Below are 24,037 nucleotides of genomic sequence, written 5' to 3'. Positions count from 1 at the left end.
CAGTAGCACGGTGGATCACCAATCGAACGTATCAACGCCTGGCAGGGTGTCGCCATCCGCATCCAGATGCAGGATATCGATATGGTGGTATCGGGTGAGTGTGACGACCAGTCTGCGGCAGGCTTTCGACAGCCCGAGCTGTTTGAGACGCAGTGCAGGGTGGCGTCTGGCGTTCAGCCGGAGCAGATACCCGTAGCCGGTATCGAGGATCCACTGACCGTGGCCCGTCTTCGATAACTGCTCCAGTCGGGTGTTATCTACAGCGGTGATATGTGCAGTGCTGCAGCACAGGCCGTTAAGCCGTGTGCCGAAGGGCAGGGAGTCTTCGACAACAATCTGACCCGTCTGGTCAGCGATACGCAGCAGCGTGCCATGGGTGTTGACCGCATCGACCAGTTGGCTCAGCTCAATGCCGTCCATATCCACGGCAATGCGGCCCCCGTTGAGCGGCATCGCGGCGAGCGCTCCGGCTTCAATATTCACTGAAATTTTCATTGTATAGTTTCCTTTTAAGCCGCCCGGTAAAAGCTCTGCCAGGCGGACAACTGCTGGCTGATATGCTCGCGGGCTTCGAGAATCAGCTCGTGTACGGCGTCACGGCTGAGCCAGTGCCGGGGTTTATCGTCGGTTTCAATCAGTGTCTCCGGCAGCCACTGCTGCGCGATAATGTCGCCGGTGGTGTGGCAGATAATCTCCAGACGTACGGTTAACAGGCGGGTGTTGTGTGAGAGCAGCCTGTGCAGGCACAGGTCAACAGCCGCTTCGTCAATGTCATCGTCGAACCGGTACGTGGCATCCGGCATATCCGCGACAGCCCGCAGTTCGAAGTGCTGCGTCTGGCGACTGAACAGAACTTCGTTTGCCGATTGTGGTGTGGTGGCATCCAGAAGACGATAGCCGGTTTGTTCAGCCAGGGTGCACAGGTCGCGAATATCGGCCTGCAGCGCCCGGAAGAACGTGATGAAGGCCGGGTCTTCGTCATCGGGAAAACCCTCAGCCACGGTGGTAATGCAACCTGCGTGGCAGTAATGGATGCTCAGCGCATTGCGTTTAAGTGCAACGGTGATGTCATTCAGGGTCAGCAACACGGTGAGGTGCTGCGTTACAGCACCGGACAGGGACTGACGCCGGGCCAGGTGTGGTAGCAGGGTGAGCAACTGGTCACGGTGCAGCCAGCCGTAAAACGCGCAGCCATCGCCCTGGCTGTGCGAGAGCTGCCATTGCCACACCAGGTGTGCAGGCCATCCCGCATCCTTCAGCAACAATTGTCCGTGTCGTTTCATCAGTAAATCGAACATAAAGGGTCCTTCGGGGTAAGTGGAGCGCAGCGCCAGATGCGACGCTGCGTGAGCGGGTTATGCTGTGGTGGCGGGAGCGGGAAAACGCACCCGGCTTAAGCCGGTGGCATGGCGGGCCAGCAGAATGTCAGTCGGGGTTAAAAACGGCTCCTGTTCGGTGATGCTGAACCCGGTGCGGTCGGTGCGTACCAGACCGTAGCGTTCAACGACGTAATTCACAGCGTCCATCGGCGACAGCGCACGGTCGATGTGTTCCTGAATGACGGTGTCGTCAGAAAACGGCGTATCGCTGAGCTCAAGGCCGTAATGCCGGTTGAGCAGATGGGCCAGCAGTTTTTGCCAGGCTTCCAGGGGTGACAGGCGTGGGGTAACCGCTGCCGGTGGAGGCAGGGCGAGAGTGTTTTGCATGGGATTGTCCTGATAAAGAAAGAGCTTTGCCCGGCGTGTCCGGGTGGGGAACGGAGTGGTGTTATTGCGCGGTGTCGGTCGGGTAAATCGTGGTGTACACGTAGCCGAATGAGCCGTTGGTGTCAGATTCACAGGTCAGGCCGTTCAGCGTGCAGCGGTGACGTTTTGCCCTGCGCGGGTCAAGCTGACAGCTTTTCAGCGCCGCCTCCATCTGCTTAACAAACAGCGGGAAGGTGGTTTCCAGCGCCTGCAACTGCTCCGGCGTAAATTCACCGTTCAGTCCGGCTCGGTCAGCAAGATAGTGCAGCTGGTTACCTTCCTGGACCAGGCGAGCGCCAAACGAGGGTGTAATATCACTGCGCAGACCCCAGACAGGAGCGGTGGTGTGTTGTGACATAAAGGTTTTCCTTTAGAGTAAGGATGCGAAGAGTGGATTAATTAAGGGTGACGCAGCGCAGAACAGCATACGGACCGTGGCGGTCCTGACGACGTTCGGCAAAAACTGCGAGCACGCCGGGGATATCCCGCACCTTTCGACCAGCGTAATGGCAGACGCTGCCGGTCCAGCGATAATGACCGCGACAGTACGTTGACAGACGGGCACCCGGTGTCTGCCGGTACAGGCGCATGGCCTGACGTTTGGGGATGATGTTCACAGCCACCCCCGTTCCGCAAACGAGAGGATTTCGCGGTGGCCGACGACAAAATGGTCCAGGACGCGGATGTCAACCAGAGCCAGTGTTTTGACCAGTCGTTCTGTTATCACCCTGTCAGCGTGACTGGGTTCACTCTCCCCTGAAGGATGATTGTGCGCCAGAATCACCGCTGCGGCATTGTGGAACAGGGCAAACTTCACCGCTTCCCGTGGCTGAACTTCGGTGTGGTTTATTGTGCCGGTAAACAGAATTTCGTGGGTCAGCAGGCGATGCTGATTATCCAGCAACAACACCATAAAGACTTCCCGCTCCAGCGGGGCCAGTTGCAGACGTAACCAGTCGCGGGTGGTCTCTGGCGAGGTAAACGCCACACCGGGTTGATGCAGGTGGCGTTCCAGCAGATTGATGGCACGACGGATAGTGCGCTGCGCGTACGGGGTTAATTCCTGCCGTTCAGCGGAGGGCTGCGGAATACAGAATAAATCCGGCTGTGACGGTGGAGGAACCAGCGAGAGTGCCATGTTCATCTTCACCTCCTCAGTCAATTAACCGCATAATGCCGCTGCATTCCGGATGCGCCAGGGCGTAGCCGCGCAGGCGGTAAAAATGCTCCCCAATGGCTGTGCACCCTGTACGGCAGGCATGATGACTCCAGGCCATCAGCGACACGGCAATGCCGGTGGCTTCGGTGCTGAGCTCCGCGTCATTGCCATTGTGCTCGTTAAACAGCGTGTAATGCGCCTGCTCCGGTGGCACCAGAAACGCCCCACCGTTGGACAGCGTATAAAACTCCCACACGCCCCCCTGATAGTCGGTGCTCCACAGGTCGAGCCAGGAGAACACCTGCGGTTCGAGGAACACCCACTGGCGGACCTTTCCGAAGTGACGACCCCAGAAGGCAACGCGCTCTTCATCCGGGACTAATGTCGCGGTGATGACCGGCAAGGCTGGTTGTGGCTGCGGGAATATTGCGTCAGTCATAAATAACTCCTGATAAATGAATTTGTTAAGTGAAAATGAGAAATGTGATAGCGAGCACGCCGGGTTGTCATCGCCCGGTTATGCTTAAGTGAAACGGGACTGTTTTGCGCCAGTACCCTTGCAGACGTTGCACCTCTCCACCGGTGGTATCAGGTGGAGTTTTTTTGCCCTCAGCGCAGCGCCTGTTGAAGCTCTTCTGCCATCACCCACAGCGCCCGGTTCAGCTTCAGGTCGCCATCAATGCCTTTTACGGCGCGGGTGTGACTGCGTTTGCCCTGTGCAGAACGACCGAACAGCCCGCCTTTTATCAGCGATTCCTGGAGTCGGTTAAACACCGTCCACAGGTCGCCGGACTCGTCCTGCCAGCGACGCGGTGCCAGCACCTGCGCTTCAGTCACGGGGTGATGCTCTTCACCAAAGCGGTACGTCAGCGCCGCCTTAGCGAAGGCCTGTTGTGCGGGTGGGGGCAACAGCAGCGACTGCATGGCGTCACGCTTTTCCTCCACGCGGTCAAACACGCCGAGCACCTCGTATGCGCCTTCAATGACTTTCTCCACCACGTTTCCGCGATGCGGTACCCGAATCTCACCAAATGACTCTCCGCAGACGAGCGAGTTGGTGCACACTCCTCTGAAGTACCCCGGCAGCATCTGGTACGAACTGGAGCCGTCGTGACTGTTGAGCAAAATGATTTCGGGCACCTGCACCCCGGTGATTTGCCCGGCGCGACGCAGGCGGAGCAGGTGTTTGGTGTGCTCACGCCGCTCAGGGTCGCGAACTCGGGACTGGCAGGCAAAGAACGGCTCAAACCCTTCGCGCTGCAGGTTCTCCAGTAGCGTGATGGTGGGGATATACGCGTATCGGTCTGAGCGGGACTCATGCCGGTCGGCACTGAATACGCTGGGTACGCAGCGCTGCAGCTCTTCACGGGTTAAGGGCCGGTCACGGCGTATCTGATGTACCGCACCGAAGCGGCTGGCTAATCGGACCATGCTGAAAACTCCTTAGGACATAAAAACGAAAAAGCCCTGCGGCGTATGACACGGCAGGGCGGTTATAAGGGGAGGTTGTGGGTGTATAGTCAGACGTCGGGTTCAACCGTCAGCGGGATGCCGTCGCTGGCAATAAAGCGGTTGAGTCCCCGTCCGGCTTCAGCACGGATGAAAGGGCCATCGGGTAACAGAGTTTTCTCTGATGCAGACATCGTGGTCTCCTTAAAAGCAAAAAGCCCGCTCATCACTGAACGGGCCGGGGTTATGGTGCGTGTAGTAAAGGGCGACTGCTTTACTGGTTCAGGCAGTCCTGCCAGGTTTTACCTTTCAGGGCTTCACTGAGCCCACGGGCGCTGAACGGTTTTGAATCACCGGTTTGCTGTGAGGTAAAGACCAGCGTGTCACGGGCTCCGGTATGTGCTAGGGCTTCAAATACCAGCTGCGCCGGAGCAGGTTCATTCGGGAACAACTTTTCGTTGCCTAACTGATACGCCTGCCGGTTAATCATCAGGTACAGCTTGTCCAGCCCTTCGGTGGAGGTGGCTGACCAGTTCTCCTGCCGTGAGCGAAGCGTGACGGCCATCTGTTGATTGCTGCAGCTGATGCTCAGCTCCTCGCCCGCCTGGTTGCGGGTGGTCAGTGCAAACTCCATCCCGCCGGTATTACCGTACCAGTTGCCCCACTCCTGCTCTGTCACGACGGCCATGGCACTGGCCGATGCCAGCAGCCAGGAAAGTACTGTCAGTGTGAAACGTTTCATGGCTGCTGACTCCCGTCACTGGTGGTACCCGGTGCAGGCTGCTGAGGTACTGCCTGCATCACCGGCTGTTGCTGCAGATGCGCACGTAAAATCTGCTGTTTTGCCAGCGCATCCGGCATGGCGTTGATACAGTAGTTGACGTAATACAGGCTGAAGGCAAAGGTGTAGAAGAGGTTCATCTTCAGTTCCAGCTGAAACTGCGTCAGCGCATAGTGCTGCAGCGCCGCACGTGCCTTAAAGGCCCAGACGATATACAACACCATCAGAGCGATGCTGAGAATGCCTGTAATGGCAATCATCACCACTGGCGTGTGGATGTAGTTCATCTCGTCGATTTGCGGCATGGAATACGGGCGCAGGAAAGCACCCAGACCAAAGCAGACCGCCATCCAGATAATCAGTACAGACGACGAAAAGCGCTGACCGGTCTCCTGCATGAGTGTGTCCTGGTTTTTGTACAGCCATATCAGCGGCCAGACGCCACCGGTGGCAACGGTCAGCAGGGCCAGATGCAGCGTAGGGGTAGCAAGCTTTTCTTTAAGGGTGGTGATACTCGACATATTTAAAACTCCTTGTTTTTCAGACAATAGCGCCCCGGTATCGCACAGGCGTGCGACAGCCTTTCCGGTAAAAGGGAAATTGCAGCAGGGCAGGATTAACGGTTCAGAAAAAGAATGACGCGGGCGCGTCGGCAGTGTGTTGTGGCGGGTTTTAACTCCCTGAAACGGAACAAACAATGAGCCATTACGATAGCAAAATCGCCTGCGCAGATTGATCGTTTGTTTCTTTGAAAAATGCAGGGATTGATCGTTACGGACGATCAACTGAACTAAAAAACATCAGTAAAATCAATTTGAATAATGTTTGTGATGCCAGGCATTGACTGGGTGGATTTATCGTGTAATTAGCGATAGCTATACAGGGTCAGGCTGATTTTGATTCGCTGCGTGATTTCTCCGGTACGCTGAAAATCACCAGGAAAATCAGCAGCAGAAAAATGCCTTTAACGACAGCGCCAGAGTTAGAGCTCATTGGGTAATCCTTCAGGTTGAGGTACAGGTTTTAAAAAGGTGGTGAGGGCGATATGCCCGATGGTGCGCGTGGAGGCGATGTCCACCGCGCCACTGACCACGCCACCGGCAAGCGGTATCAGGCGCACAATGTTCTCCGCGCTGACCAGACCGGCACGGGTTGCCAGCAGGGCGAGAGTTTTCTCCGTAACCTGCTGTGCGACAGTTGCCGTCCAGCGGTCAACGGCCTGTAGCGTCAGGTCCTGCAGCAGCGCTTTGGCGGCATTCCCGCACAGGCACAGCCCGGCCAGTGCCCGGATGCGTTCATCTGACAGCCGGTGTTGGCCGAGACAGGCGAGTGCAGCCACCAGACGGGTCTGGAGAAACAGCACGCTGGTGATGTTCAGCGGTAGCGTGACCGGCAATGCCACCACGCCGCCCATGCCTGAGAGAAAACCGCTGCTGCCCGCTTTGATGCTCTCCCAGTAAATGAGGTTGCGGGCGGCAAGCGACGGGTCGCCTCTGGCATCCGCGAGATAACGGGCAGCGAGCGTTTCTGCTGACTCAATACCGGCAATACCGCTCACGGCCTTGTCGTAGAGCCAGCCAGCAATGGCATGCAGATTACGGGGACGGCCTTCATACGCTTCCTCCGGGTCGCTGTCGTTATTGACGGCATCGCTGCTGTGCTCGTCATACTCTTCGTGTTCGTCGTCGTGGGGATAAATCGGCTCCATTAGCACTCCTGATTAACTGCAAAAGAAAAGGCCAGAGCCACCCGCAAAGGTGAGTCCGGCCAGAGAGTTACACAGAAGTGATATGGGTTTGAAAATATTTGGAGCTTAGTTTGCAATCCGTTCTGTTAAAGCGGTGGACTGTACACTGGTGAGCTGTTGCACGCGAATATCCATTTGTGGATAAGGGATATCAATGGCATTGTCATCCAGTGCTTCCTTGATGTTCTCCAGCAAATCAAAGTACGTATCCCAGTAATCGGCGTTGCGAACCCATACCCGGACGTAGAAATTCAGTGATGAGGCTCCGAGTTCACCCAGACGTACTGTCACCCCATGCGCCCGGTCAATGCGTGTATCGCGTTCGATAACAGTCAGCATAACGGCTTTAACATCCGCAATGCGACTTTGATAACCGACGCCAATCACCAGATCAATACGGCGGTAAGTATGACGTGAATAGTTAATGATGCTGTCGGCAATGATTTTACCGTTGGGAATGACGACTTCTTTGTTATCCGAAGTTAACAGCGTAGTGGAAAAGATATGTACCTGCTGCACAGTACCGGTCACGGTCCCTACCTGCACTGTTTCGCCGGCCCGAAAAGGGCGCAGTGAGACGAGCAGCACCCCGGCTGCAAAGTTTGACAGCGAGCTCTGTAATGCCAGACCAATGGCAAGCCCTGCGGCACCAATCACGGCAATGATGGAGGATGTTTCTATTCCCAGACGCCCCAGCGCAGCAATAACGGCGAAGGCCAGCGTGATATAGCGCACCAGCGCAGTAAAAAAATGAACAATGGTGGAGTCTACTTTGCGCTTTAGCAGCAATTTATGAAGGCCACCAGAAACCAGGCGCGAAACGAGCTTACCGATGAAAAACAGAATGAAGGCAGCAACAATGTTCCAGCCGTACTGGACAACAATACTACTGTGCCCCTTAAGCCATTCCACGGCATGAGTAAGTTGTGGAAATAAGAGGAAATGACCCATGGTGTTCCTTGCGAAATAAGTAAAAACAACAATTCCCGCAGTAAAGAAAAGATGTTTTTAGCCTGCGGACTTTGCTCAACTGAAGCCCGCGCATACTGATACAGCAGCAGCAAGAAAATATTGCGTGTTTGTGCTCAGACAATAGCGTTTTTTGGACGTTTTGAACGTCGGAGTGCAGCTGCTGTTCATTGCGTCGAACTCTGGTTACAGCGATTAAGTCACTGGCTGAAGGCTTTCCGCCAACAAAGGCAGTTTGTGTTATCGGGTACCGGATTTCTTAAGATGAGCCTGCTGCCTGCGTCTTCGTTATTGCTCAATCTCAACCGGTGTGCCGATTGGTACCTTTTGCCAGATTTCTCGCATATTGTCGTTTGTCGCCGAAATGCAGCCATCGGTCCAGTCAATGTGTCGAAACAGTGGACTGAGCATCCCCACCCGTTAGGAACGCCGTGGATCATGATGTTTTCGCCAGGCGGATAACTGTTTTCTTTTGCTTGCTGGATATCAGTCTTATCCGGGTAAGAAATGTGCAGGCTGAGACTGAACCGGGAGTGCGTATTACGGCTGTCAATGTAATAGTGGCCCTGCGGTGTTTTCTTGTCGCCTTCACGCTGTTTCGGGCCCGCATCGGCATTTCTCCCGAGCGAAATCGGGTAACTACCGCTTCGAGAAATCGCATGCCGGATTCCGAAGAGTTAATGCCATCCAGGGAGTTTAAGGCAGGAGTGTGTGCCAGCGTGTTGTAAGACGCATCGACTATCTGGTGCAGGGCCCTGGCGGGGGCAACTGCGCCAGGGACCACCGGTACACCGTCGGCTCCCTCAGATCACCTGACTGCCATAACGCCACTGAGCAAAAGTGTTAGCTTGTCGGTGAATGTGGTGGGCAAGCGTGCGGTAGAAAGTGGTAGAGCCCTGATAATCAGGAAGTAAAGGGAAACCGTCGGGTAGTAAAGCATGGCGTACTCTGGGATAAATGGTTACATAACATGAGAAGTTTCACGTCAGTCATAGCGATATGATGTGCTTCACTTATCCCGTTCATTCACAGATGGGGATAGATGACTATTTAATTATTGACCCTGTTCTCTGGATACATGTCACCATGATAGACCAGCATTACCCTTTAACTGATCTCCATCGTCATCTGAACGGTAGCCTTCGTGTGAAGACAATCCTGGATTTAGGGCACCAGTTTAACGTATCGCTCCCGGCAGCCACTCCTGAGGATATGCGACCCTGGGTTCAGGTTATGAATAATGAGCCCGATCTGATGAGTTTTCTGGCGAAGCTTGACTGGGGCGTTAAGGTTCTGGGATCTCTTGATGCCTGCAGACGTGTGGCATATGAAAGTGTTGAAGATATGGCGATAAATGGCCTGCATTATGTCGAGCTGCGATTTTCACCTGGGTATATGGCCGCAACGCACAATCTTTCTGTACCGGGGGTCATTGAAGCAGTGGTCGATGGGGTGCAGGCCGGTTGCCGGGATACGGGAGTCATGGTTCGGCTGATAGGTTCTCTGAACAGAACCTATGGTCAGGAGACCTGTCAAAAAGAACTCAGCGCGCTACTGGAGCATCGCGATAGTATTATTGCCCTCGATCTTGCCGGCGACGAACTTCGCTGGCCGGGGGACTTATTCAGGGAGCATTTTACACGTGCCCGTGATGCTGGCTGGCATATCACTGTGCATGCCGGAGAGGCTGCCGGGCCGGAAAGCATCTGGCAAGCGGTTCTTGAACTGAAGGCGGAGCGCATTGGTCACGGGGTGCAGGCCATCAATGACCCGGCGTTGATGGATTACCTGGTGAAGCACGGCATTGGTATCGAGTCATGTCTGACGTCGAATATTCAGACGAGCACTGTGGCTTCACTGAAGAGACATCCGGTAAAGCAATTTCTGGAACACGGTATACGGGTAAGTCTCAATACGGATGATCCTGCAGTGCAGGGTGTGGATATTAGCCATGAATATCATGTTGCCGCACCACAGGCAGGACTGACATCGGAGCAACTCCGACAACTTCAGGTCAATGGGCTGGGAACTGCATTTTTATCAGAATATGAAAAACGGTGTTTAATTCATCAGGTGAAATCAATATAGCTGGAAATGGGTTGGTGGTGCTGAAAACGGATGATCTGGCGCATTTACACGGAGGTTCAGACTGGCAGGAGTGTCAGCATTGAGCAATTTTCCATTGTGGTTTCAGTGGTGTAGCGAAGTGTCTGGATATCAAATTCCGCAACTACTGTATCCAGTTCTCCTTTCACCAGAAATTCCACGTGCCCGGTGAGCTGACCTTCATCGCTAAAGTGACGCACTAAATCGGATTTTCTGACCAGCAGTGCGGAAACGTCGCCGTATTCGGCGGCCAGCGCTGACAAGTCCCACTCATAATCGGCCACGGCGGCGTTGATCCAGCCCTGAGCTTTGAGCGCTTCAATGGCGTAAGTCAGTTGGAACAGATCGGACAGGGAAGAAACCGGAGATGAACAGGATTCGAGCAAATACTCCAGTCGCTGGTGCAATCCGGCGGCTAGACCTTTTTGCCGTCCAAGTTTTAGCAGGCTCTCGATATCAGGAGCAACGGAGCGCGGAAAACGGCGCTGTTTTTGGGCACCAGCAAGCCAGCGAATCAGAAATGTATGTACCATCAATGTCGACAGAGCCTGACCCTCGTGCTGTTCGAGCTTTAAAGCAACCAGCGCGCACCAGGCTAAGTGAGCAAGATCGGCAACGGTTTGTTCTGGAGCCGAAGAGTGGTGAGTGGCAGAGTCGGATTTCATATTGAGGGAAATAGTGAGACCTTATGCAGATTCAATGGAGTGAAAAAGTGTTACGCGAATAGTAGCAGTGAAAACGCGGCAGGGAAAATCTGCCGCAGGGTATGGCGAGTTATTGTTTCACAGCGCTTCTGGTTTTTGCTTTTGCATTCTCACAGGCACTCTGATTTTTAGCACAGGCATCTTTGGCTGCCTTTGCTTCTTTCTGTGCTTGCGCCTTTGCATCTGATTTAGCTTGCGAACATTGTGTCGGATTAGCCTGACAGGCTGATTTGGCTTTCGCCGCAGCCTGACCGTCTGCCGCATTAGCAGCACCCCAGGCCAGGAGAGCGCATGCACCCAGCATCATTGCGAATTTTTTCATCGTAAATCTCTATCCCGAAATAATTAATATTTGTGCACAGCCGCCACAACGGTGGGCACATCCCTGCATAAGGGATGATACGTGAGGCGATAATCGCTTCATCGGGAAAACTGGTTTCAGAACGTAACTAAATAGCCTTATATTTTATCGGTGTTACTTTTGACGCAATATTAATTAAGAACATTATTTACCACGATCCCGGCCATAACGCTTGCGCAGAGCGTAAACCTATCACAGGGATTGAAAAATCCGACTGAAACATGAATTCTGGTGTTGTATTAATGGGAGCTCTGAGAGGGGGAGCCCTCCTGTAGACTGGCAAGGAGGCCGGGCAATCTTGTTGTGGAAGCGGCTTCATCGGTCATTATCGCTCTGACCAGTGTCGGGAGCGGCACCGGACGGTAGAAATAATAGCCCTGTAGCAGCTGAATGCCCTGACGGTTCAGGTACTCCACCTGTAATGATGTCTCAACTCCTTCCGCCACGATGCTTAATGACAATTTACGGGCCATATCGATAACGCAGTCCACCAGACGGGTTGATCCCGGTTCGGTACTGATGCGACTGACAAAACTCCGGTCAATTTTGATGATGTCAAAGGCGGCATCATTCAGGTACGACAACCCGGAATAGCCAGTACCAAAATCATCCAGCGCCAGCATCACCCCCATTTCGCGAAGTTTCATCAACCGGTTCTGCACTTCAGTGGTGATGTCCAGTGGTTCGCGTTCCGTAATTTCCAGCACCAGCCTGACGGGCTTCTGGCCGAACGCCTGTAGAAAGGCCTGACACTCATCGACCAGTTGTGGCGTGTTCGCGTGTGCTGCGGCGATATTGATGGCGATATGCAGATTATCCGGGAAATGGTGAATGACCGGCGCCAGGTCGGCCTGCACTTTGTGCATCAGATAACGGGTCAGGGGAATAATCAGCCCGTTCTTTTCTGCCACAGGGATAAAGGCATCGGGCGGAATAAACCCGGCACGCGGGTGCTTCCAGCGTGCGAGGACCTCAAGGCCTTCAATATCCCTTGTTCGTCCGTTCACCACAGGTTGATAATACGGAATGATTTCTCCCCGCTCCAGCGCTTTTCGAAGGTTTTCCGCCGGCGTGGTGTATTTGGCCAGATAGCGCCGCAACAGACTTCCGGCAGTCAGAGAGAGCAGGGCGGTCAATATCAGCAGCATCCCGCCTTGGCGGAATAATCGTTCAGCGCTAAAAAACGACGGCAATGCATAGCCAGTGCTGAAGGGATAGCGGGAAGATCTCAGCTGTAATGGTGACGCTGATGTCGGCTCTACTGCAAGTACTTCGCCCTTGCGGGTCAGCAGCCGGTTGCCGACAATCAGTGTCAGTTGCCGGTTATCCTGAACCGGCAGCAGGGCATCCCGCAGATGAATATCGCTGATGCTGGCGGCAACATAACCACCGGGTGCGGGTGTCAGCCAGACCAGTAAAGGAACCCCCGGCGCAATCTGGTCTCCGGAATAGAGTGTTAATGGTGCAACTGAAATACTTTCCTGATGAAATGCCATCGGATAGCGACCCGTGAAGGACGAGCACCAGACAGTGTCGCCTTTCAGCAGGGCGACAGCCCGCAGGTGAGGGCGCAATGCGGCTTCACGGCTGAGTGCGAACTGCGTATCGGGTGAACAGCTCCCCTGTGCCAGCGGTAATACGGCGTTGGTCGCCAGCCGCGCTTCATCAAGGATAGCCTCAATCCTGCTGGTTGACTGGCGGGCTGCTGTGAGAATGTTGTTACGGGCAGAGTTCCAGAGTTGCAGGTTAGTGACCAGTACACCAGCAATAAACAGTGTCAGAGAACACAAAACAGCAATCAGTAGCGGGCGCATCGTGTTCCCTCAGATAGTCGGCTATGTACAGGGTCAGGCCTTTTATCAGGCGCTGACCTGCTTTTGCCTTAGGCGATGAAAACGAAGGCGCGCCATGAAAATCTCTTTTTGTTCGCCGGTCATATTACCGGTGATTGCTTCGGGGCATAGCGCCGTACCGTTGGCTTCCATCTGCACCAGGCTGCGGGCGATGAAATCAAGCCCTGTGAACGTCGTGGTGCTGTCAAATTTTACTGGAGTGGGTGCTTTAGCCATGTGTGCCGCTTCCTTACAGTAGCTCTGGTTACAGCTATTTGTTACCACACTCTTTTAAAGCAAAAATGCACGGCGGCTCTCAGTTTTGCCGTACAGCGCTTCGTTCAGCACGCTGTGTTCATCATCTTGCGCTTAGTAATGAGCATAGCGCGATAAGGTATACTTCGTATTTACCTGACCGTGGGGATTTTGCAGTCCAGTTCGGCTTTGTTGAAGAAATCGAACTTTTGCTGAGCTGAAGGAGCAGGTCAGGTTGCAGAGTCTTTGACCATGGTACGGGTGTCGAAGAAAATGACGAAGGCAGATATGCCAGAAAGCAAAGCGATTGCATCAATCTTCCCGGTGGTCATTGTACTATTCAGGCTACTATTGCCCAGCTTGTCTGGCTATTTACGTTTTTGCATGGCAAACATACCTACTGCTGCCACTATGCCAGCTCCTGCCGCCGCAACGATTGCCACATATTTTGATACTTTGGCCGTCTTATCACTGGTACTGTTTGCTTCGCCAGAACCTGGCCGGGTAGATGTAGCTGCACTGAGCGAAATAGTTGCAAGACGGGTATCAATTTTTTGTTTCAGGCGCAGACGCATTTCGGCATCTTGTTTCCAGCGCAGTAACCGGGCTTCATATCGTTGTGTATCTTCACGATCCCACTGCTGTTGCTGTTCTTTTTCTGAAAGTAGTCGTGATAGCTCTGCGAAGATTTTATCGGATAACTCCTGGAACCTTTCACGGTGTCTGGATTTAAGTTGCCAGTCGACATTATGCACCAGTTTGTTTCGGTATCCAGCAAGGCTATTAATCATGTCGAATAGTTCAGGTGGCAGATTAGCTTGTAAAGCTAACTTGCGAAGCCCTTTTTCTTTCGAACCAAAATCCATTTTCAGCATTTTTTCAATGTGACCCGCTATCATCACCCATTCGCCGATAATGAGTTTACGCTGCAGTTTTTCCTCTGGGCTTAATGACATCGAATATTCGTCCTGTATGGTCTTTTCGCAAAATTTAAAAGGTCATTAAAATTGTGGCAATGATACTGGGGTTAAGGTGTGTTTCAGCATCGGTTAGCATTGTAGAAATCAGCAAAATACCTGGCATTTAACACGTCCCACCATACGAATGCGGTCATCAGCAGAATGAGTACTGAGATGAAAACTTCCAGAATGGAGGCCGTTAAGCTGAGCATAAGCGTCGCTGATACTGTCATGTGCCTGAATGCATCGAGGAAAATGGTCATGTCATTGAGCGTCGATGATGACGTAAATAAAAAGAGCAGGACGAATGCGATATCTATCGCTATCAGTATGCATCGGGTACACCATCTGGCTCTGTCTGTTGTCTCTGCCTGACCTTCGCCATTAAACCGTACAACGCTCTGGCTGCGATTCACGCTTTTGTACATCCAGAGAGTTTTGAGCGGCTCTGTGGTATTCATGATGAATTGTATTTCGCGATACGAAGCGTAACGATGTCCTGTTGCCTGTGCAAAATAATACTCTGCCAGGAGCGGGTCATGCCCTTCCTGGCGCCAGAGTATCAGGAATTTCTCAAGCGCTTCACGCTCCGCTTTTTTATCCGGCAGAAACCTGGAAGCCATATCCAGTAAAAAATCTGATGCACCCATTCTCTCTATCCTGCTTTTCATCAATCCGAAGAGGGACTGCACAGGAGAATAGCCCTTATTTATCTGTTGGTTTTGATAAGTAATGGGATCGGCATTTCGACCAGAACATTACGCGTTTTGCCAGTGCCTAAAGTAAGAGCTCTGTTGTCAGCGGGGGCGTTTGACGTTGGTTTTTTCCAGCGAGATTAAGCTGTGGTATAAGCCCGATGCCATGGTAGTGTCGTTACGAGTTTGACCGGGTGAGTTTACAATTCGATTCCGCCATTTTTGCCTCTCCGCGCCTGGCGACAGAAGGTACTTTTATCAGAGGTTAAATGGTGTGACTGAGGGGCCGGATATATGCCATTAAGAGCGTTGCTGGATGGGCTGGATATTCATTCGTTCGAATTTGAAGAACTGGCGTGGGAAAACCTGAAAATGACTTACAAAGCACATTCTCTGGTGATGCCGTGCTGTGGTCATAGCGCGTTCCCCAAAACAAGCACACTCGGTAATTTCTTCTTTGCGCACAAGTCCGGTAGTCACTGCCCGTATGTGGCTGATAGCCCGGAGCATCTTTACCTCAAATTTTTAATTGCTCAGCAAGCCACTGCTGCTGGCTGGTCGGTCATGACTGAAAAACAGATAGGTATGTTTGATGGGATACCAGCAGTAGCTGATGTGTATTGTACCCGTAATAATGTTTCGCTCGCTTTTATGGTCCAGTTTCCGCAGTGCGATGACCGCTGGATTGAAGACAGGCAGGCTGAATTTACGGAGGCCGGTATTCACCGTACATTGTGGTTACGGAAGTTGCGAAAAAGAAGTGAATATTACAGTCATGGTATTTATCAGGATTATAATTTACCGGTATTTGGCATTCGGCAGAATGAATCAGGGGACTTTTATCTACCTCAGTTTGATGTCTGCGTTGATGATTTTATTGCAGGCGTATTTGCCGGGAAGCTGTCATGGTTCCCTGACAGACGCAAACCATTGATTGCGAGTATTCAGCCACGAACGGTCAATTGCCGACGCTGTAGAAAACCCACCAATATTATCGAGCGTATTGGTATCTGCGATCACAGCGGCATGTTTGTGGCAGATTTGTTTTTTGGTGATGAACGGGCCAAAGATTTGTTGCAGGAAAATATGAATTGCCTGAATTTAAATTCGCGTGGTATTGGTCAGCTTAAATCCAGGCGTCGTTCATATGGCATATCCAATGGCTGCTGGCATTGCGATACGCTCATAAGCGATGATTCACTGTATTACTCGGGGAATGATGGTAAAGTAGCGACATCAAATTCAATGATTGAATTTAAGTTTGATTATGATGGCGCATTTTACCTCCCTGAATTCTGGTTATTTGACGGGAAAAAATCGAAAGCGATATTCTGATGCCGTTTTTCTCATTATCAGGCGGGGCCTGAAAAATATTAAACATCACCTGGCTCACGCAGCATTATGCCGTGAGGTATAATGTGCTGACCGATAGCCCACGTTGAATTATTTCAGGGTAATCTATTTTTGTTCCCGCCGTTACTTCATTAATTACTCTTAGTGTTGTTAACATATTAATTACATTTTGGGTGCTCATTTTATCGCCTGATTTGATGCGCTTATTACATTGTCACTTTTTACAACCCTTCTGTAGTACCGATATTTCACTTACTAATTTGTACAAATAACATCCGCCTTGAGTTCCAGGCACTGTCTCTGGATACCTCTTTCCGGCTTCTTACTCTTACTGCATTTTTTTCTGAAAAAAGTGATCACGTTTTTACGTATTTTTAGCTACCAAACTAGCGTGACCTTGCGGTCTGTGGCCCGGTAGCCTTTTCGTGAATTGAACATCCATTTTTGATTCGGAAGTGGTCTTTTGAAACATGCCGGCGCTGGGAGGCTGAAGCTATTTCTCGTATGCCAGAGGGTGCCACTCAAGGTTGGGCTGGTGGAGTCCATCGGGTTATGTCTGTGGCAATGGTGGCGTCGTGGACTCTATAGCATGTAGCTTTAGTGTAAATAAAAACGGCGTGTTTTGCGGGAGAGGCATCTGCTTGCTGCACAGCCTGAAGTACTACCGGATGCCTGGTGGAAATCTGCTGAAATGGAATGAGTTGTTATATCTCCTGTGGGCAGTGGTTATTTTTCGCTGTGTGGGAGTTTTCCCGATATTTATCCATCGGGATGATATTCTCTGCGGATTTGATGATTCGCTTTTGTCGGAGTGGCAGTGTGTCGATAATTAAAGGCTATGTTAATGTTATTGAAGGTGTATTCATTCTCTCGTATTCACATGCGTGACTGATCCTCTACCGCTAATCATTATTATGCATTGATTTTCAGTGACTACCCATCAATAACTGTCAGCATCATTCGGGCATATTTAACGTGTCAGCAATCAGACGAGCTTTGAATCTTCCCCTGCGACTATCACTGCTAATGTCACTGGTGAGCAATTATTGTTTCGATATAACGCCAGCAAGCTTCTGTTCTGTAATCGATGAACGGGTGATAGTGTTCCGTATTACGAATATATCAACAGTTAAATTCCAGAGTGAAGTCATGTCAGCCGTAGCAGATAGTTCACCGGGTATCTACTTCCTGGGGGCGTATTAATCTGCCGGTACCATTCTTCTGTGTTTGCCACTAACATTTGACGGGGTGAATATCCGAATACAGCAATGTGCTTTCAGTGGCATTCTGCAGCCCGATGTTCCCACCGGTATCATCAGGAAACAATTTTCAGCATGAACAGTATCACCTGCGCTCAGTATGATCCGCATTCCGGTGAGCGTGAGACTGAAACACTCGCTCTATCCTTTTGGTAACCAGTGTTCGGTTACTTTTACATTCGTTGTTTCTTGCATGGATTCATTCCTATGACATTTAAATATTCCCCACTGGCCTTGATGCTGACGGGGGCACTGTTCTCATTATCGGTGTCTGCATCTCCAGACGTGGCTGCCAGTAGTGCGTCGAATACGGCATCGGTCACGGCTCCGACGACTCCGGTAGCACCAGTCACCCCGCAGGCGTCAGCACCAGCACCGACAGTAGCCGTTACCACTGCGAGTTCTGCGGCTCCGTCAGGCCCTGTAACGGATCAACCACCCGTCACCATATCGTCTACCCAGCGTTCAGCAGCACCGGCATCCGTACCGCCTCAGGATAAAGCGGTTGTACCTGCTGCGACGGGCGTTGGATCCGTTGCTCCTGCGCAGACTCAGAACGCTCCGACTACTGTAGCCCCGGCTCTGGCTCCTGCGACTGTGCTGGCATTTACTCCGGAACAGGAAGCCCGGATTGGTGAGGTCGCTAAGGCGTATCTGCTGGCTCACCCTGAGGTGCTGCTGGAGGTCAGTCAGAAATTACAGGCTCAGCAACACGAGCAGCAGCTGCACGCCATAACCACAGCCGTACTGGCGCATCAGGACGCTCTGCTGAATGATCCTTCCACTCCGTCTTACGGCCCGGCTGACGCCAGAGTTGCGCTGGTGGAGTTTTTTGATTACCAGTGCTCTGTTTGTGCCCACCAGGCTCCGATCATGGAAAGCCTGATGCAGGCCAATCCGCAGGTACGCTACGTCTTTAAAGAGTGGCCGATTTTTGGTGAACGCTGGCCGGCGTCGATGGATGCTGCTGAGACCGGTTTGCAGATCCGGCACCAGAGAGGCGCAGCCGCGTATCTGGCTTACCACAATGCAGTGTTCGCGACCGGGCATAATGAAGGCAAATTAACGCAGCAGGACATCATCCACGCCTCAGTGAAGGCCGGTAAGCTCAAAGGCAAAAAAGCAGAGATGCTGGATACGCTGGCACAAACCGATGCGCTGGCACAGAACCTTGGCTTTCGTGGCACGCCAGGTTTGATTGTGATGCCGGTATCGGGTGCGACAGCCGATAACGTGACGGTGGTGCCGGGGGGCGCCAGCCAGGAAATGCTGCAGGCGGCAATCAGCAAAGCGGGCGGACAGTAATCTGACGTACCGGGTTGTAATCAGCCCGGTTGTCTTTTCCCCTGAATTCTTTATGCAGCGCAATAATCATTCATCTCTTTTTTTTCGGATCCGGTAACGTGCTCTGCTTTACCACGCTAAAGGGACATTCAGCATGTCTAAATTGACTTATCTTACAGGGATTTCGCTTGCGGCTCTGCTGCTGGTGGGCTGCACCACCACTTACACAATGACCACCCGAAGTGGTGAGGTTATTCAGACACAGGGCAAACCAGAAAACGATGCCGCTACTGGCCTGACGAAGTACGCCGATGCTTACGGCTATCACCGGGAAATTCAGACCAGTGAGATCGTCCAGACAACGGAGGGGAAAACTCAGCTGAACTGGTAAGTTAAACGCGTTCAGCGATCCGTCAGAGCGTTTTATTTGTTCTGCTGCGTCAATGTGTTAGCCGTCAGTGAAGTCCGCTCAGAATGCGTTACAGGCGCTTCTGATGCGGGTGAGTTCCTCAGTTAAAAATTACCGCATCACCCCATGACATGTAACTCATTTCCACTGGAGCTGAACATGTCATACACCATTGACCCTCACCTGTCTGCTTTACTGAGCCAGCACGCTGATGCCCTGAGCCAGCGCTATTCCCGACTCATTCCATTTCGTATGGATTTCTCTTTTCTGAACGGGACGGTACTGCACCGCATACGTCGTGACGATTACAGCGCACGTGAAATGTACCTGCTGGCGGAGTACGCGTTGCAGGAGCTGGATGGCATCGTCGGGTATGCCTGGGTTCAGGAGTTCACCCCGCAGCACGGCATCCACTATCACGCGGTGTTTTATCTCAACGGACAGCACCACCGGGTACCTCAGGAATTTATCTACGCCCTGGTGGATTACTGGCGACACTACACCGGCGGTGATGGCTGGTTCCATGACTGCACCAGAGACCGTAAACGTTATCCCTACGATGGTCAGCGGGTACTGCATTACGCCGACCCTGAGCAGCGAAAATCACTGACCCGGATGCTGGGCTACCTGGCAAAGACGGAGCAGAAGGATTACAGCAACTATTGCTTTGGTCTGAGTGATGTCCCGGCACCCAGTCGTCGGGGTCGTCCCCGCAAGCACCCGTGAACGCAGGAGTCGGCATGCGTATTTGTAAGTTGTATCTGGTATTACGTTCAGAGGTCACCCGACATGTGTGATTTTAGCTATTCCCGTCTGCTGCTCGCGGATGCACAAAAAAGCGGTCAGGCATTGTTTCAGCGGGCTGATGCGCTCGGGGAAAATAGTCTGTCCTCACTGATGGTGGACCCACGTGTAGACAGCATGCTGCGGTACGACGCGTTCGTGGCCTCCCGGCTTATCACGCGCACGGGTGCTGTCGATGCTGACACGCAGCGGTTTGTAAAATTCAGGCCATTGGTGCAAAGCGCCCTGAGCGTCCTGCGTGACAAAGGGCTGGAGACCTATCTGCGCAGCTATCATGACAAATGCATTGCGGCACTGCTGAAGTGTCCTGAGATACAGCAGTCTGCAACGGGAGACCCGACGCCACCACTGCTGGTCAGACTGCGGGCCGGGAAAGCAGAAGAAGACATCGGCGACGCGCTTGAGACGTTAAAATGTCGTATCACCGCGCGTCTGGCGTGGCGGGTGAAGGTGCTCCGAAAAGAGCCGGAGTATGTCCACTGGTTATTCACGGCGGGTAAGACGTTGTCGTTATGTCCGGAGGTGCACTGGCCGGTACCCGACAGCGTCGTCTGTCTGATGGTGCAGGAGGCCCGTGCCATTGTGGCTGAGAATCTGATTGTGGGTGGGCGCTATCCGCAGAAAAGTCAGCTGTTGCGTTATTCCATCTGGCACGGCTATTGCGGAGAGGTTCTGATGCTGGTGGCACTGAAGGCTGCCCTTGAGGAATGGGCGGTTGTACTCAATAAGTACAACTATATCGAACGTGCTGTCCGTGCATGAGGTACGCCCGTGATGACCTTGCGGTAAATAAATACCGATCCGTGCTATGAGATGTAACCCCATTTTTATTCACTTCAGTCATCTCACTCGTTTCAGCTATTGCCTGTCGGCGATGTGGGGCAGGGAGCATCTCATGCGAATTCGTAAAGCTTATATGGCCTTAAATGCCGAAGGTCACGTTATCAGGGCGGCTAACGTCGTTGCTGATTCGGTGGCATCGTACACCTGTCATCACTGTGACTGCCCGATGCGTTTTCATCGCGCAACGGGCGGGCAGCAGGCCTGGTTCGAACACGACACCCCGGTACTCACGCAGGCACAGTTACAGAAGTGCGCGTACTTCGACGATCTTTCACTGGCAGAACGACGACAGCTCGCGTTGCAGCGTCAGTTACAGAAAGTGCAACCCGTTGTGGTTGTACGTCACTGGCACTGTATTGAGTGCAGCCTCGATTACTCTGGCCGAAAGTGCTGCCCGGTGTGTGGGCTGGGAATTTACAGCAAAGAAGTGCAGGCCGTAGCCTGAATAACAAGATGTTGTGATTGCTGCCCTTGGTTTGATCAAAATGTGTTCGCCCCGAAAAATTGAATCTGTATACTCAACCAGCACTGGTTTTAAAATCAGTGGCAGAGTAGGTAACTATCTATGTGAGGTTTCAAAATGGGTAAAAACCAGTGGGTAACTACACGTGGCGACAAATGGGCTGTTGTCGGCGAAGGAAATAACAAGGCAACTTCTTTACATGACACTCAGAAAGATGCAATCCAGGCGGCCAGAGATATCGCTATTAATCAAAAAAGCGAGTTAATCATTCAGGGGAAAGACAGCAAAATCCGCGAGAAAAATTCTTACGGGAAAGACGATTACCCTCCAAAAGGGTAGAGTTTCTTTTATTGCTGGATAATACCTTCGCATTTGATATATGAGCCTGCATTGGTATGCAGGCTCATTCAGTTACGATTATTGAATATACAACGACACAAGTGATTGATGCGGCTTAGTTGCGTCCGCGAAAGTGAGAGGCCCTGTCTATCCCAGATAGGTGTCAGCGATATCCCCGTCCATGTCATTGGGTAGTATCGAACTCGTGGGATCAAGTGCGGGTGACCAGCCTCCGTTTGTGCAGGCTTGTTTTGCAACCAGTGTTGAGCCTTTGTAGACCTTCAGCCCGTCAAAGTTCATCGCTCCGTCATGAAGGGCGATGTAGTTATAGTCGCGACTCTGAAACCGGTAATATTCCGTGATCATGTGATTCTGATTTGCCCAGCCCATTGCAACTGCTGTCAGGTGGAGGTCTTTCTGTCCCGTCGGGTTGTAGTGATAATAATCAATGACTTTTGACGGCTGTTTTTGCAAATCCCCGTCATAATGGTCGTCGATTTTTATTGAGGCACCGTTCTGGAATGTGCAGGTAAAAACCTGGGCACGAGCAGCGGAAACGGTAAAAAATGCCGTCAGTACAACGGCAAATAAGGAGGCTGAACGCATTATGTTTTCCTTTCGTTAACGTATTAACCTTTGTGTGGTAATTAATACCATCCTGAAAAAATACAAACCCAAAGGAGGATTGCTACGAAAAATATGGGCAACAGAAACCAGGCGGCGATATAACACCAGCCCGGTAACTTTCCTCGCGTCAGGGCAATAAAGCCGCCAAAAACCAGCAGAAACAGAATAATAAACGGCACCGAATTTATTCCACCGTCACTGATTCGATAAACGTCGCGCGGGCAACGTTGCCGATAATATTGGTGGCGATGCTGTCAAATGTGCCACCGATAATGCCACCGGCTACGGGGATCAGTTTGACCAGGTTGATTGCGCCCTTGCTGCCGAATTTGGTCAGCAGACGAAAACCCACGGCCTGATTGATTTTCGTCAGCACGGCACCGGAGATATTTTTGATGGCCTGCTCCGTCAGCTTTGTGCCGATCTTCACTCCGGCTGTTTTGAGTACTTCACTGGCGGCATTACCGCACAGGCAGGCGTAGACCATCGTCTTCACCTGGTCGTTTCGAAGGTCGTAACCGCCCATATGCGCAATGGCGGCAATCATACGGATCTGGATATACAGCACGCTGGTAATATTCGCCGGGATGGCTATCGGCAGAGTGAATGCACCGCCGAGTCCGGTCACAAAGCCACTGGTACCCGCTTTGGTGTTCTGCCAGCGGATCAGTGCGTTCGCCTGGTTTTCGGGGCTGCCGTTCTTTGCCATATAGCTGAGCGCCATTTGCTGCGCGTTATCGAGGCCTGGTACGTTGCCGTTGACGGCTTTGTCGTATGCCCATTCCAGTGCCTGCTGGATCGTGCCGGTTGTGAGAGGATTTTTCATTCGTCAGTTCCTTTTGAGCCTGATGGTCAGATACCACCGCGTGAATTAATCATCCATGCGTTGTAGTAGTAGAAGCCCATGGCATCCAGGTAAATAGTGGGGATGCGGTCAGAAGGAAAGGACTGATAAGCGACGGCAAGATAACTGTCGCGATCTCTCATTCGGACGGTTTCAGATTTCCCGTTGCGGGAGAAAGTGAGGGTGCCACCACTATCTACTGGATCACTGTTGTCATCGATATACCAGTAAAAGCTCTCTTTGACCGATGTGAACGTGGCATTACCCACTGTAACGTTGTAGCCCGACAGCCATTTGCTGTAATGCTCGTTTTGAGTGGCAATATAGGTATCAATTTTGGCATCGATTTTGGGAATAAGCGCAGTGTAATCCCGGGCGATAGTGTCTGCTGACAGGAAAGGGCGCTGAATATCAATCAGCGATCTCAGCAACTGATAAAAATCGCTTAATACCTCGTTGCTGCGGTCACTGCTAAAAATACTGACATCCGAAATCTCTGCGTCAGGTGCCGGAAGGATAAAGGTGGTATGTGTGCCGCTGTAGCCCAGTGCTTTTGTCAGCCCGTTGAACAGGTCAGTCAGGGTAAGTTGCGTGGTGTAATACTCATCACATGACGGCAGACGGGCAGACTGGCATTCGTTATCCGCGGTCTCTCTGGACGGTGGAGTGAGCGCACCGCTGGTGTTGATGGTTGAGTGACTGGAAAAGAGATCATCAGCAGCCTGCTTCAGCGTATCTTTGTCCACCGCATTCAGGGTGACCAGTTTTGCGTAATTTGCCAGTAAATAATCCTTCAGGTGAGGGACATCATTTTTTTTGTTTTCGAATTCTGCAATTTTTTGATCTAACTTGTTTTTTTCATTCTCAGGCGTACTGGATTGCGCCAGCGCCTTGTTTTTAAAGGTATCAAGGTAAAGCTGTGGCAGCGTGCAGGTATAACTCACTACGTCGCGCCCACGATCATCGCTGTAAGAGTCCCACTCTCCGTCTTCGCAGTCCGTGCGTGTTTTTAGTGCCTTTCCCAAAGGCATAGAGCTGTCAATCTCAGGG

30 protein-coding genes are annotated in these 24,037 nt (G+C 52.0%); 8 read left to right on the top strand and 22 right to left on the bottom strand.

The window, feature by feature from the left end; translation table 11 throughout:
- Positions 1-15: 15 nt before the first annotated feature.
- The 13 genes from JGF26_RS02640 to mscS form a co-directional block, all read right to left on the bottom strand.
- Complete coding sequence (locus JGF26_RS02640; protein WP_134707408.1) at positions 16-495, bottom strand: DUF5983 family protein; 480 nt, start codon at positions 493-495, stop codon at positions 16-18.
- 14 nt (positions 496-509) lie between these two features.
- The gene (locus tag JGF26_RS02635; protein ID WP_134707409.1) at positions 510-1,298 is read right to left on the bottom strand and encodes a hypothetical protein; all 789 of its coding nucleotides are present in this window, start codon (positions 1,296-1,298) and stop codon (positions 510-512) included.
- 57 nt (positions 1,299-1,355) lie between these two features.
- Entirely contained in the window at positions 1,356-1,706 is a 351-nt protein-coding gene (locus JGF26_RS02630) for a TA system toxin CbtA family protein (protein WP_134707410.1), read from the bottom strand.
- A gap of 61 nt (positions 1,707-1,767) precedes the next feature.
- Positions 1,768-2,103 carry a type IV toxin-antitoxin system YeeU family antitoxin gene (locus JGF26_RS02625; RefSeq protein ID WP_134707411.1) on the bottom strand — a complete coding sequence of 112 codons (336 nt, stop codon included), beginning with the start codon at positions 2,101-2,103 and terminating at the stop codon, positions 1,768-1,770.
- 37 nt (positions 2,104-2,140) lie between these two features.
- Positions 2,141-2,362 (bottom strand): DUF987 family protein, encoded by a 222-nt coding sequence (locus tag JGF26_RS02620; protein WP_134707412.1) that lies wholly within the window; start codon positions 2,360-2,362, stop codon positions 2,141-2,143.
- On the bottom strand, positions 2,359-2,889 hold the full coding sequence (gene radC / locus JGF26_RS02615) for a DNA repair protein RadC (protein ID WP_134707413.1): 531 nt from the start codon (positions 2,887-2,889) through the stop codon (positions 2,359-2,361). The genes JGF26_RS02620 and radC overlap by 4 nt, the downstream gene beginning before the upstream one ends.
- 10 nt (positions 2,890-2,899) lie before the next feature.
- The gene (locus JGF26_RS02610) at positions 2,900-3,343 is read right to left on the bottom strand and encodes an antirestriction protein (protein WP_134707414.1); all 444 of its coding nucleotides are present in this window, start codon (positions 3,341-3,343) and stop codon (positions 2,900-2,902) included.
- A gap of 170 nt (positions 3,344-3,513) precedes the next feature.
- The gene (locus tag JGF26_RS02605; protein ID WP_134707415.1) at positions 3,514-4,335 is read right to left on the bottom strand and encodes a DUF932 domain-containing protein; all 822 of its coding nucleotides are present in this window, start codon (positions 4,333-4,335) and stop codon (positions 3,514-3,516) included.
- An 89-nt stretch (positions 4,336-4,424) separates the two neighbouring features.
- Positions 4,425-4,547, bottom strand: a complete 123-nt coding sequence (locus JGF26_RS22500; RefSeq protein WP_275296347.1) for a hypothetical protein — start codon at positions 4,545-4,547, stop codon at positions 4,425-4,427.
- Positions 4,548-4,627: 80 nt separating this feature from the next.
- Complete coding sequence (locus JGF26_RS02600; RefSeq protein ID WP_238934093.1) at positions 4,628-5,095, bottom strand: hypothetical protein; 468 nt, start codon at positions 5,093-5,095, stop codon at positions 4,628-4,630.
- A complete protein-coding gene (locus tag JGF26_RS02595) occupies positions 5,092-5,655 on the bottom strand; it encodes a DUF4234 domain-containing protein (protein WP_134707416.1) in 564 nt (187 codons plus the stop codon). Before JGF26_RS02595 ends, JGF26_RS02600 begins: the two co-directional genes overlap by 4 nt.
- Positions 5,656-6,116: 461 nt before the next feature.
- Entirely contained in the window at positions 6,117-6,842 is a 726-nt protein-coding gene (locus JGF26_RS02590; RefSeq protein WP_134707417.1) for a hypothetical protein, read from the bottom strand.
- A 105-nt stretch (positions 6,843-6,947) separates the two neighbouring features.
- The gene (mscS, locus tag JGF26_RS02585; protein ID WP_134707418.1) at positions 6,948-7,832 is read right to left on the bottom strand and encodes a small-conductance mechanosensitive channel MscS; all 885 of its coding nucleotides are present in this window, start codon (positions 7,830-7,832) and stop codon (positions 6,948-6,950) included.
- 1,104 nt (positions 7,833-8,936) lie between these two features.
- On the opposite strand from mscS, the gene add reads away from it, so the two are divergent.
- Positions 8,937-9,938, top strand: a complete 1,002-nt coding sequence (gene add / locus JGF26_RS02575; RefSeq protein ID WP_134707419.1) for an adenosine deaminase — start codon at positions 8,937-8,939, stop codon at positions 9,936-9,938.
- A gap of 56 nt (positions 9,939-9,994) precedes the next feature.
- Here the strand turns inward: add and JGF26_RS02570 are convergent, their stop codons facing one another.
- From JGF26_RS02570 to JGF26_RS02545, 6 genes are all read right to left on the bottom strand, one after another.
- The gene (locus tag JGF26_RS02570; RefSeq protein WP_134707420.1) at positions 9,995-10,621 is read right to left on the bottom strand and encodes a DUF2913 family protein; all 627 of its coding nucleotides are present in this window, start codon (positions 10,619-10,621) and stop codon (positions 9,995-9,997) included.
- 109 nt (positions 10,622-10,730) lie between these two features.
- Positions 10,731-10,982: a late histone H1 gene (locus tag JGF26_RS02565; RefSeq protein ID WP_134707421.1), complete on the bottom strand. Its 252-nt coding sequence runs from the start codon at positions 10,980-10,982 to the stop codon at positions 10,731-10,733.
- Positions 10,983-11,260: 278 nt separating this feature from the next.
- Complete coding sequence (locus JGF26_RS02560; RefSeq protein WP_134707422.1) at positions 11,261-12,835, bottom strand: EAL domain-containing protein; 1,575 nt, start codon at positions 12,833-12,835, stop codon at positions 11,261-11,263.
- A gap of 45 nt (positions 12,836-12,880) precedes the next feature.
- Positions 12,881-13,090: a glycogen synthesis protein GlgS gene (locus JGF26_RS02555; protein ID WP_134707423.1), complete on the bottom strand. Its 210-nt coding sequence runs from the start codon at positions 13,088-13,090 to the stop codon at positions 12,881-12,883.
- A 386-nt stretch (positions 13,091-13,476) separates the two neighbouring features.
- Positions 13,477-14,064 carry a hypothetical protein gene (locus JGF26_RS02550; protein WP_134707424.1) on the bottom strand — a complete coding sequence of 196 codons (588 nt, stop codon included), beginning with the start codon at positions 14,062-14,064 and terminating at the stop codon, positions 13,477-13,479.
- Positions 14,065-14,147: 83 nt separating this feature from the next.
- A complete protein-coding gene (locus tag JGF26_RS02545) occupies positions 14,148-14,717 on the bottom strand; it encodes a hypothetical protein (protein ID WP_134707425.1) in 570 nt (189 codons plus the stop codon).
- 339 nt (positions 14,718-15,056) lie between these two features.
- On the opposite strand from JGF26_RS02545, the gene JGF26_RS02540 reads away from it, so the two are divergent.
- The 7 genes from JGF26_RS02540 to JGF26_RS02510 all read left to right on the top strand — a co-directional run bounded on the left by JGF26_RS02540 (position 15,057) and on the right by JGF26_RS02510 (position 21,516).
- Positions 15,057-16,097: a hypothetical protein gene (locus JGF26_RS02540; protein WP_134707426.1), complete on the top strand. Its 1,041-nt coding sequence runs from the start codon at positions 15,057-15,059 to the stop codon at positions 16,095-16,097.
- Positions 16,098-17,581: 1,484 nt separating this feature from the next.
- Positions 17,582-18,679, top strand: a complete 1,098-nt coding sequence (locus JGF26_RS02535) for a thioredoxin domain-containing protein (RefSeq protein ID WP_238934092.1) — start codon at positions 17,582-17,584, stop codon at positions 18,677-18,679.
- Between the two features lie 133 nt (positions 18,680-18,812).
- On the top strand, positions 18,813-19,049 hold the full coding sequence (locus JGF26_RS02530; RefSeq protein ID WP_134707427.1) for a YgdI/YgdR family lipoprotein: 237 nt from the start codon (positions 18,813-18,815) through the stop codon (positions 19,047-19,049).
- A gap of 177 nt (positions 19,050-19,226) precedes the next feature.
- Positions 19,227-19,793 carry an inovirus-type Gp2 protein gene (locus JGF26_RS02525; RefSeq protein WP_167587149.1) on the top strand — a complete coding sequence of 189 codons (567 nt, stop codon included), beginning with the start codon at positions 19,227-19,229 and terminating at the stop codon, positions 19,791-19,793.
- 63 nt (positions 19,794-19,856) lie between these two features.
- On the top strand, positions 19,857-20,633 hold the full coding sequence (locus JGF26_RS02520) for a hypothetical protein (protein ID WP_134707429.1): 777 nt from the start codon (positions 19,857-19,859) through the stop codon (positions 20,631-20,633).
- Positions 20,634-20,766: 133 nt separating this feature from the next.
- Positions 20,767-21,159, top strand: coding sequence for a putative zinc ribbon protein (locus JGF26_RS02515; protein WP_167587151.1), 393 nt, complete (start codon positions 20,767-20,769; stop codon positions 21,157-21,159).
- Between the two features lie 135 nt (positions 21,160-21,294).
- Positions 21,295-21,516 (top strand): DUF2188 domain-containing protein, encoded by a 222-nt coding sequence (locus JGF26_RS02510; protein WP_134707431.1) that lies wholly within the window; start codon positions 21,295-21,297, stop codon positions 21,514-21,516.
- 147 nt (positions 21,517-21,663) lie between these two features.
- On the opposite strand, the gene JGF26_RS02505 is transcribed toward JGF26_RS02510, so the two are convergent.
- The 3 genes from JGF26_RS02505 to JGF26_RS02495 all read right to left on the bottom strand — a co-directional run bounded on the left by JGF26_RS02505 (position 21,664) and on the right by JGF26_RS02495 (position 24,018).
- Positions 21,664-22,122, bottom strand: coding sequence for a hypothetical protein (locus tag JGF26_RS02505; RefSeq protein ID WP_134707432.1), 459 nt, complete (start codon positions 22,120-22,122; stop codon positions 21,664-21,666).
- A gap of 205 nt (positions 22,123-22,327) precedes the next feature.
- The gene (locus JGF26_RS02500; RefSeq protein WP_134707433.1) at positions 22,328-22,969 is read right to left on the bottom strand and encodes an EcsC family protein; all 642 of its coding nucleotides are present in this window, start codon (positions 22,967-22,969) and stop codon (positions 22,328-22,330) included.
- A 26-nt stretch (positions 22,970-22,995) separates the two neighbouring features.
- A complete protein-coding gene (locus JGF26_RS02495; RefSeq protein ID WP_134707434.1) occupies positions 22,996-24,018 on the bottom strand; it encodes a hypothetical protein in 1,023 nt (340 codons plus the stop codon).
- Positions 24,019-24,037: the final 19 nt, after the last annotated feature.

The sequence above is a fragment of the Enterobacter sp. E1 genome, assembly GCF_016809815.1.
Classification (GTDB): domain Bacteria; phylum Pseudomonadota; class Gammaproteobacteria; order Enterobacterales; family Enterobacteriaceae; genus Enterobacter; species Enterobacter adelaidei.
This window is presented reverse-complemented; position numbering and strand designations above follow the sequence as displayed.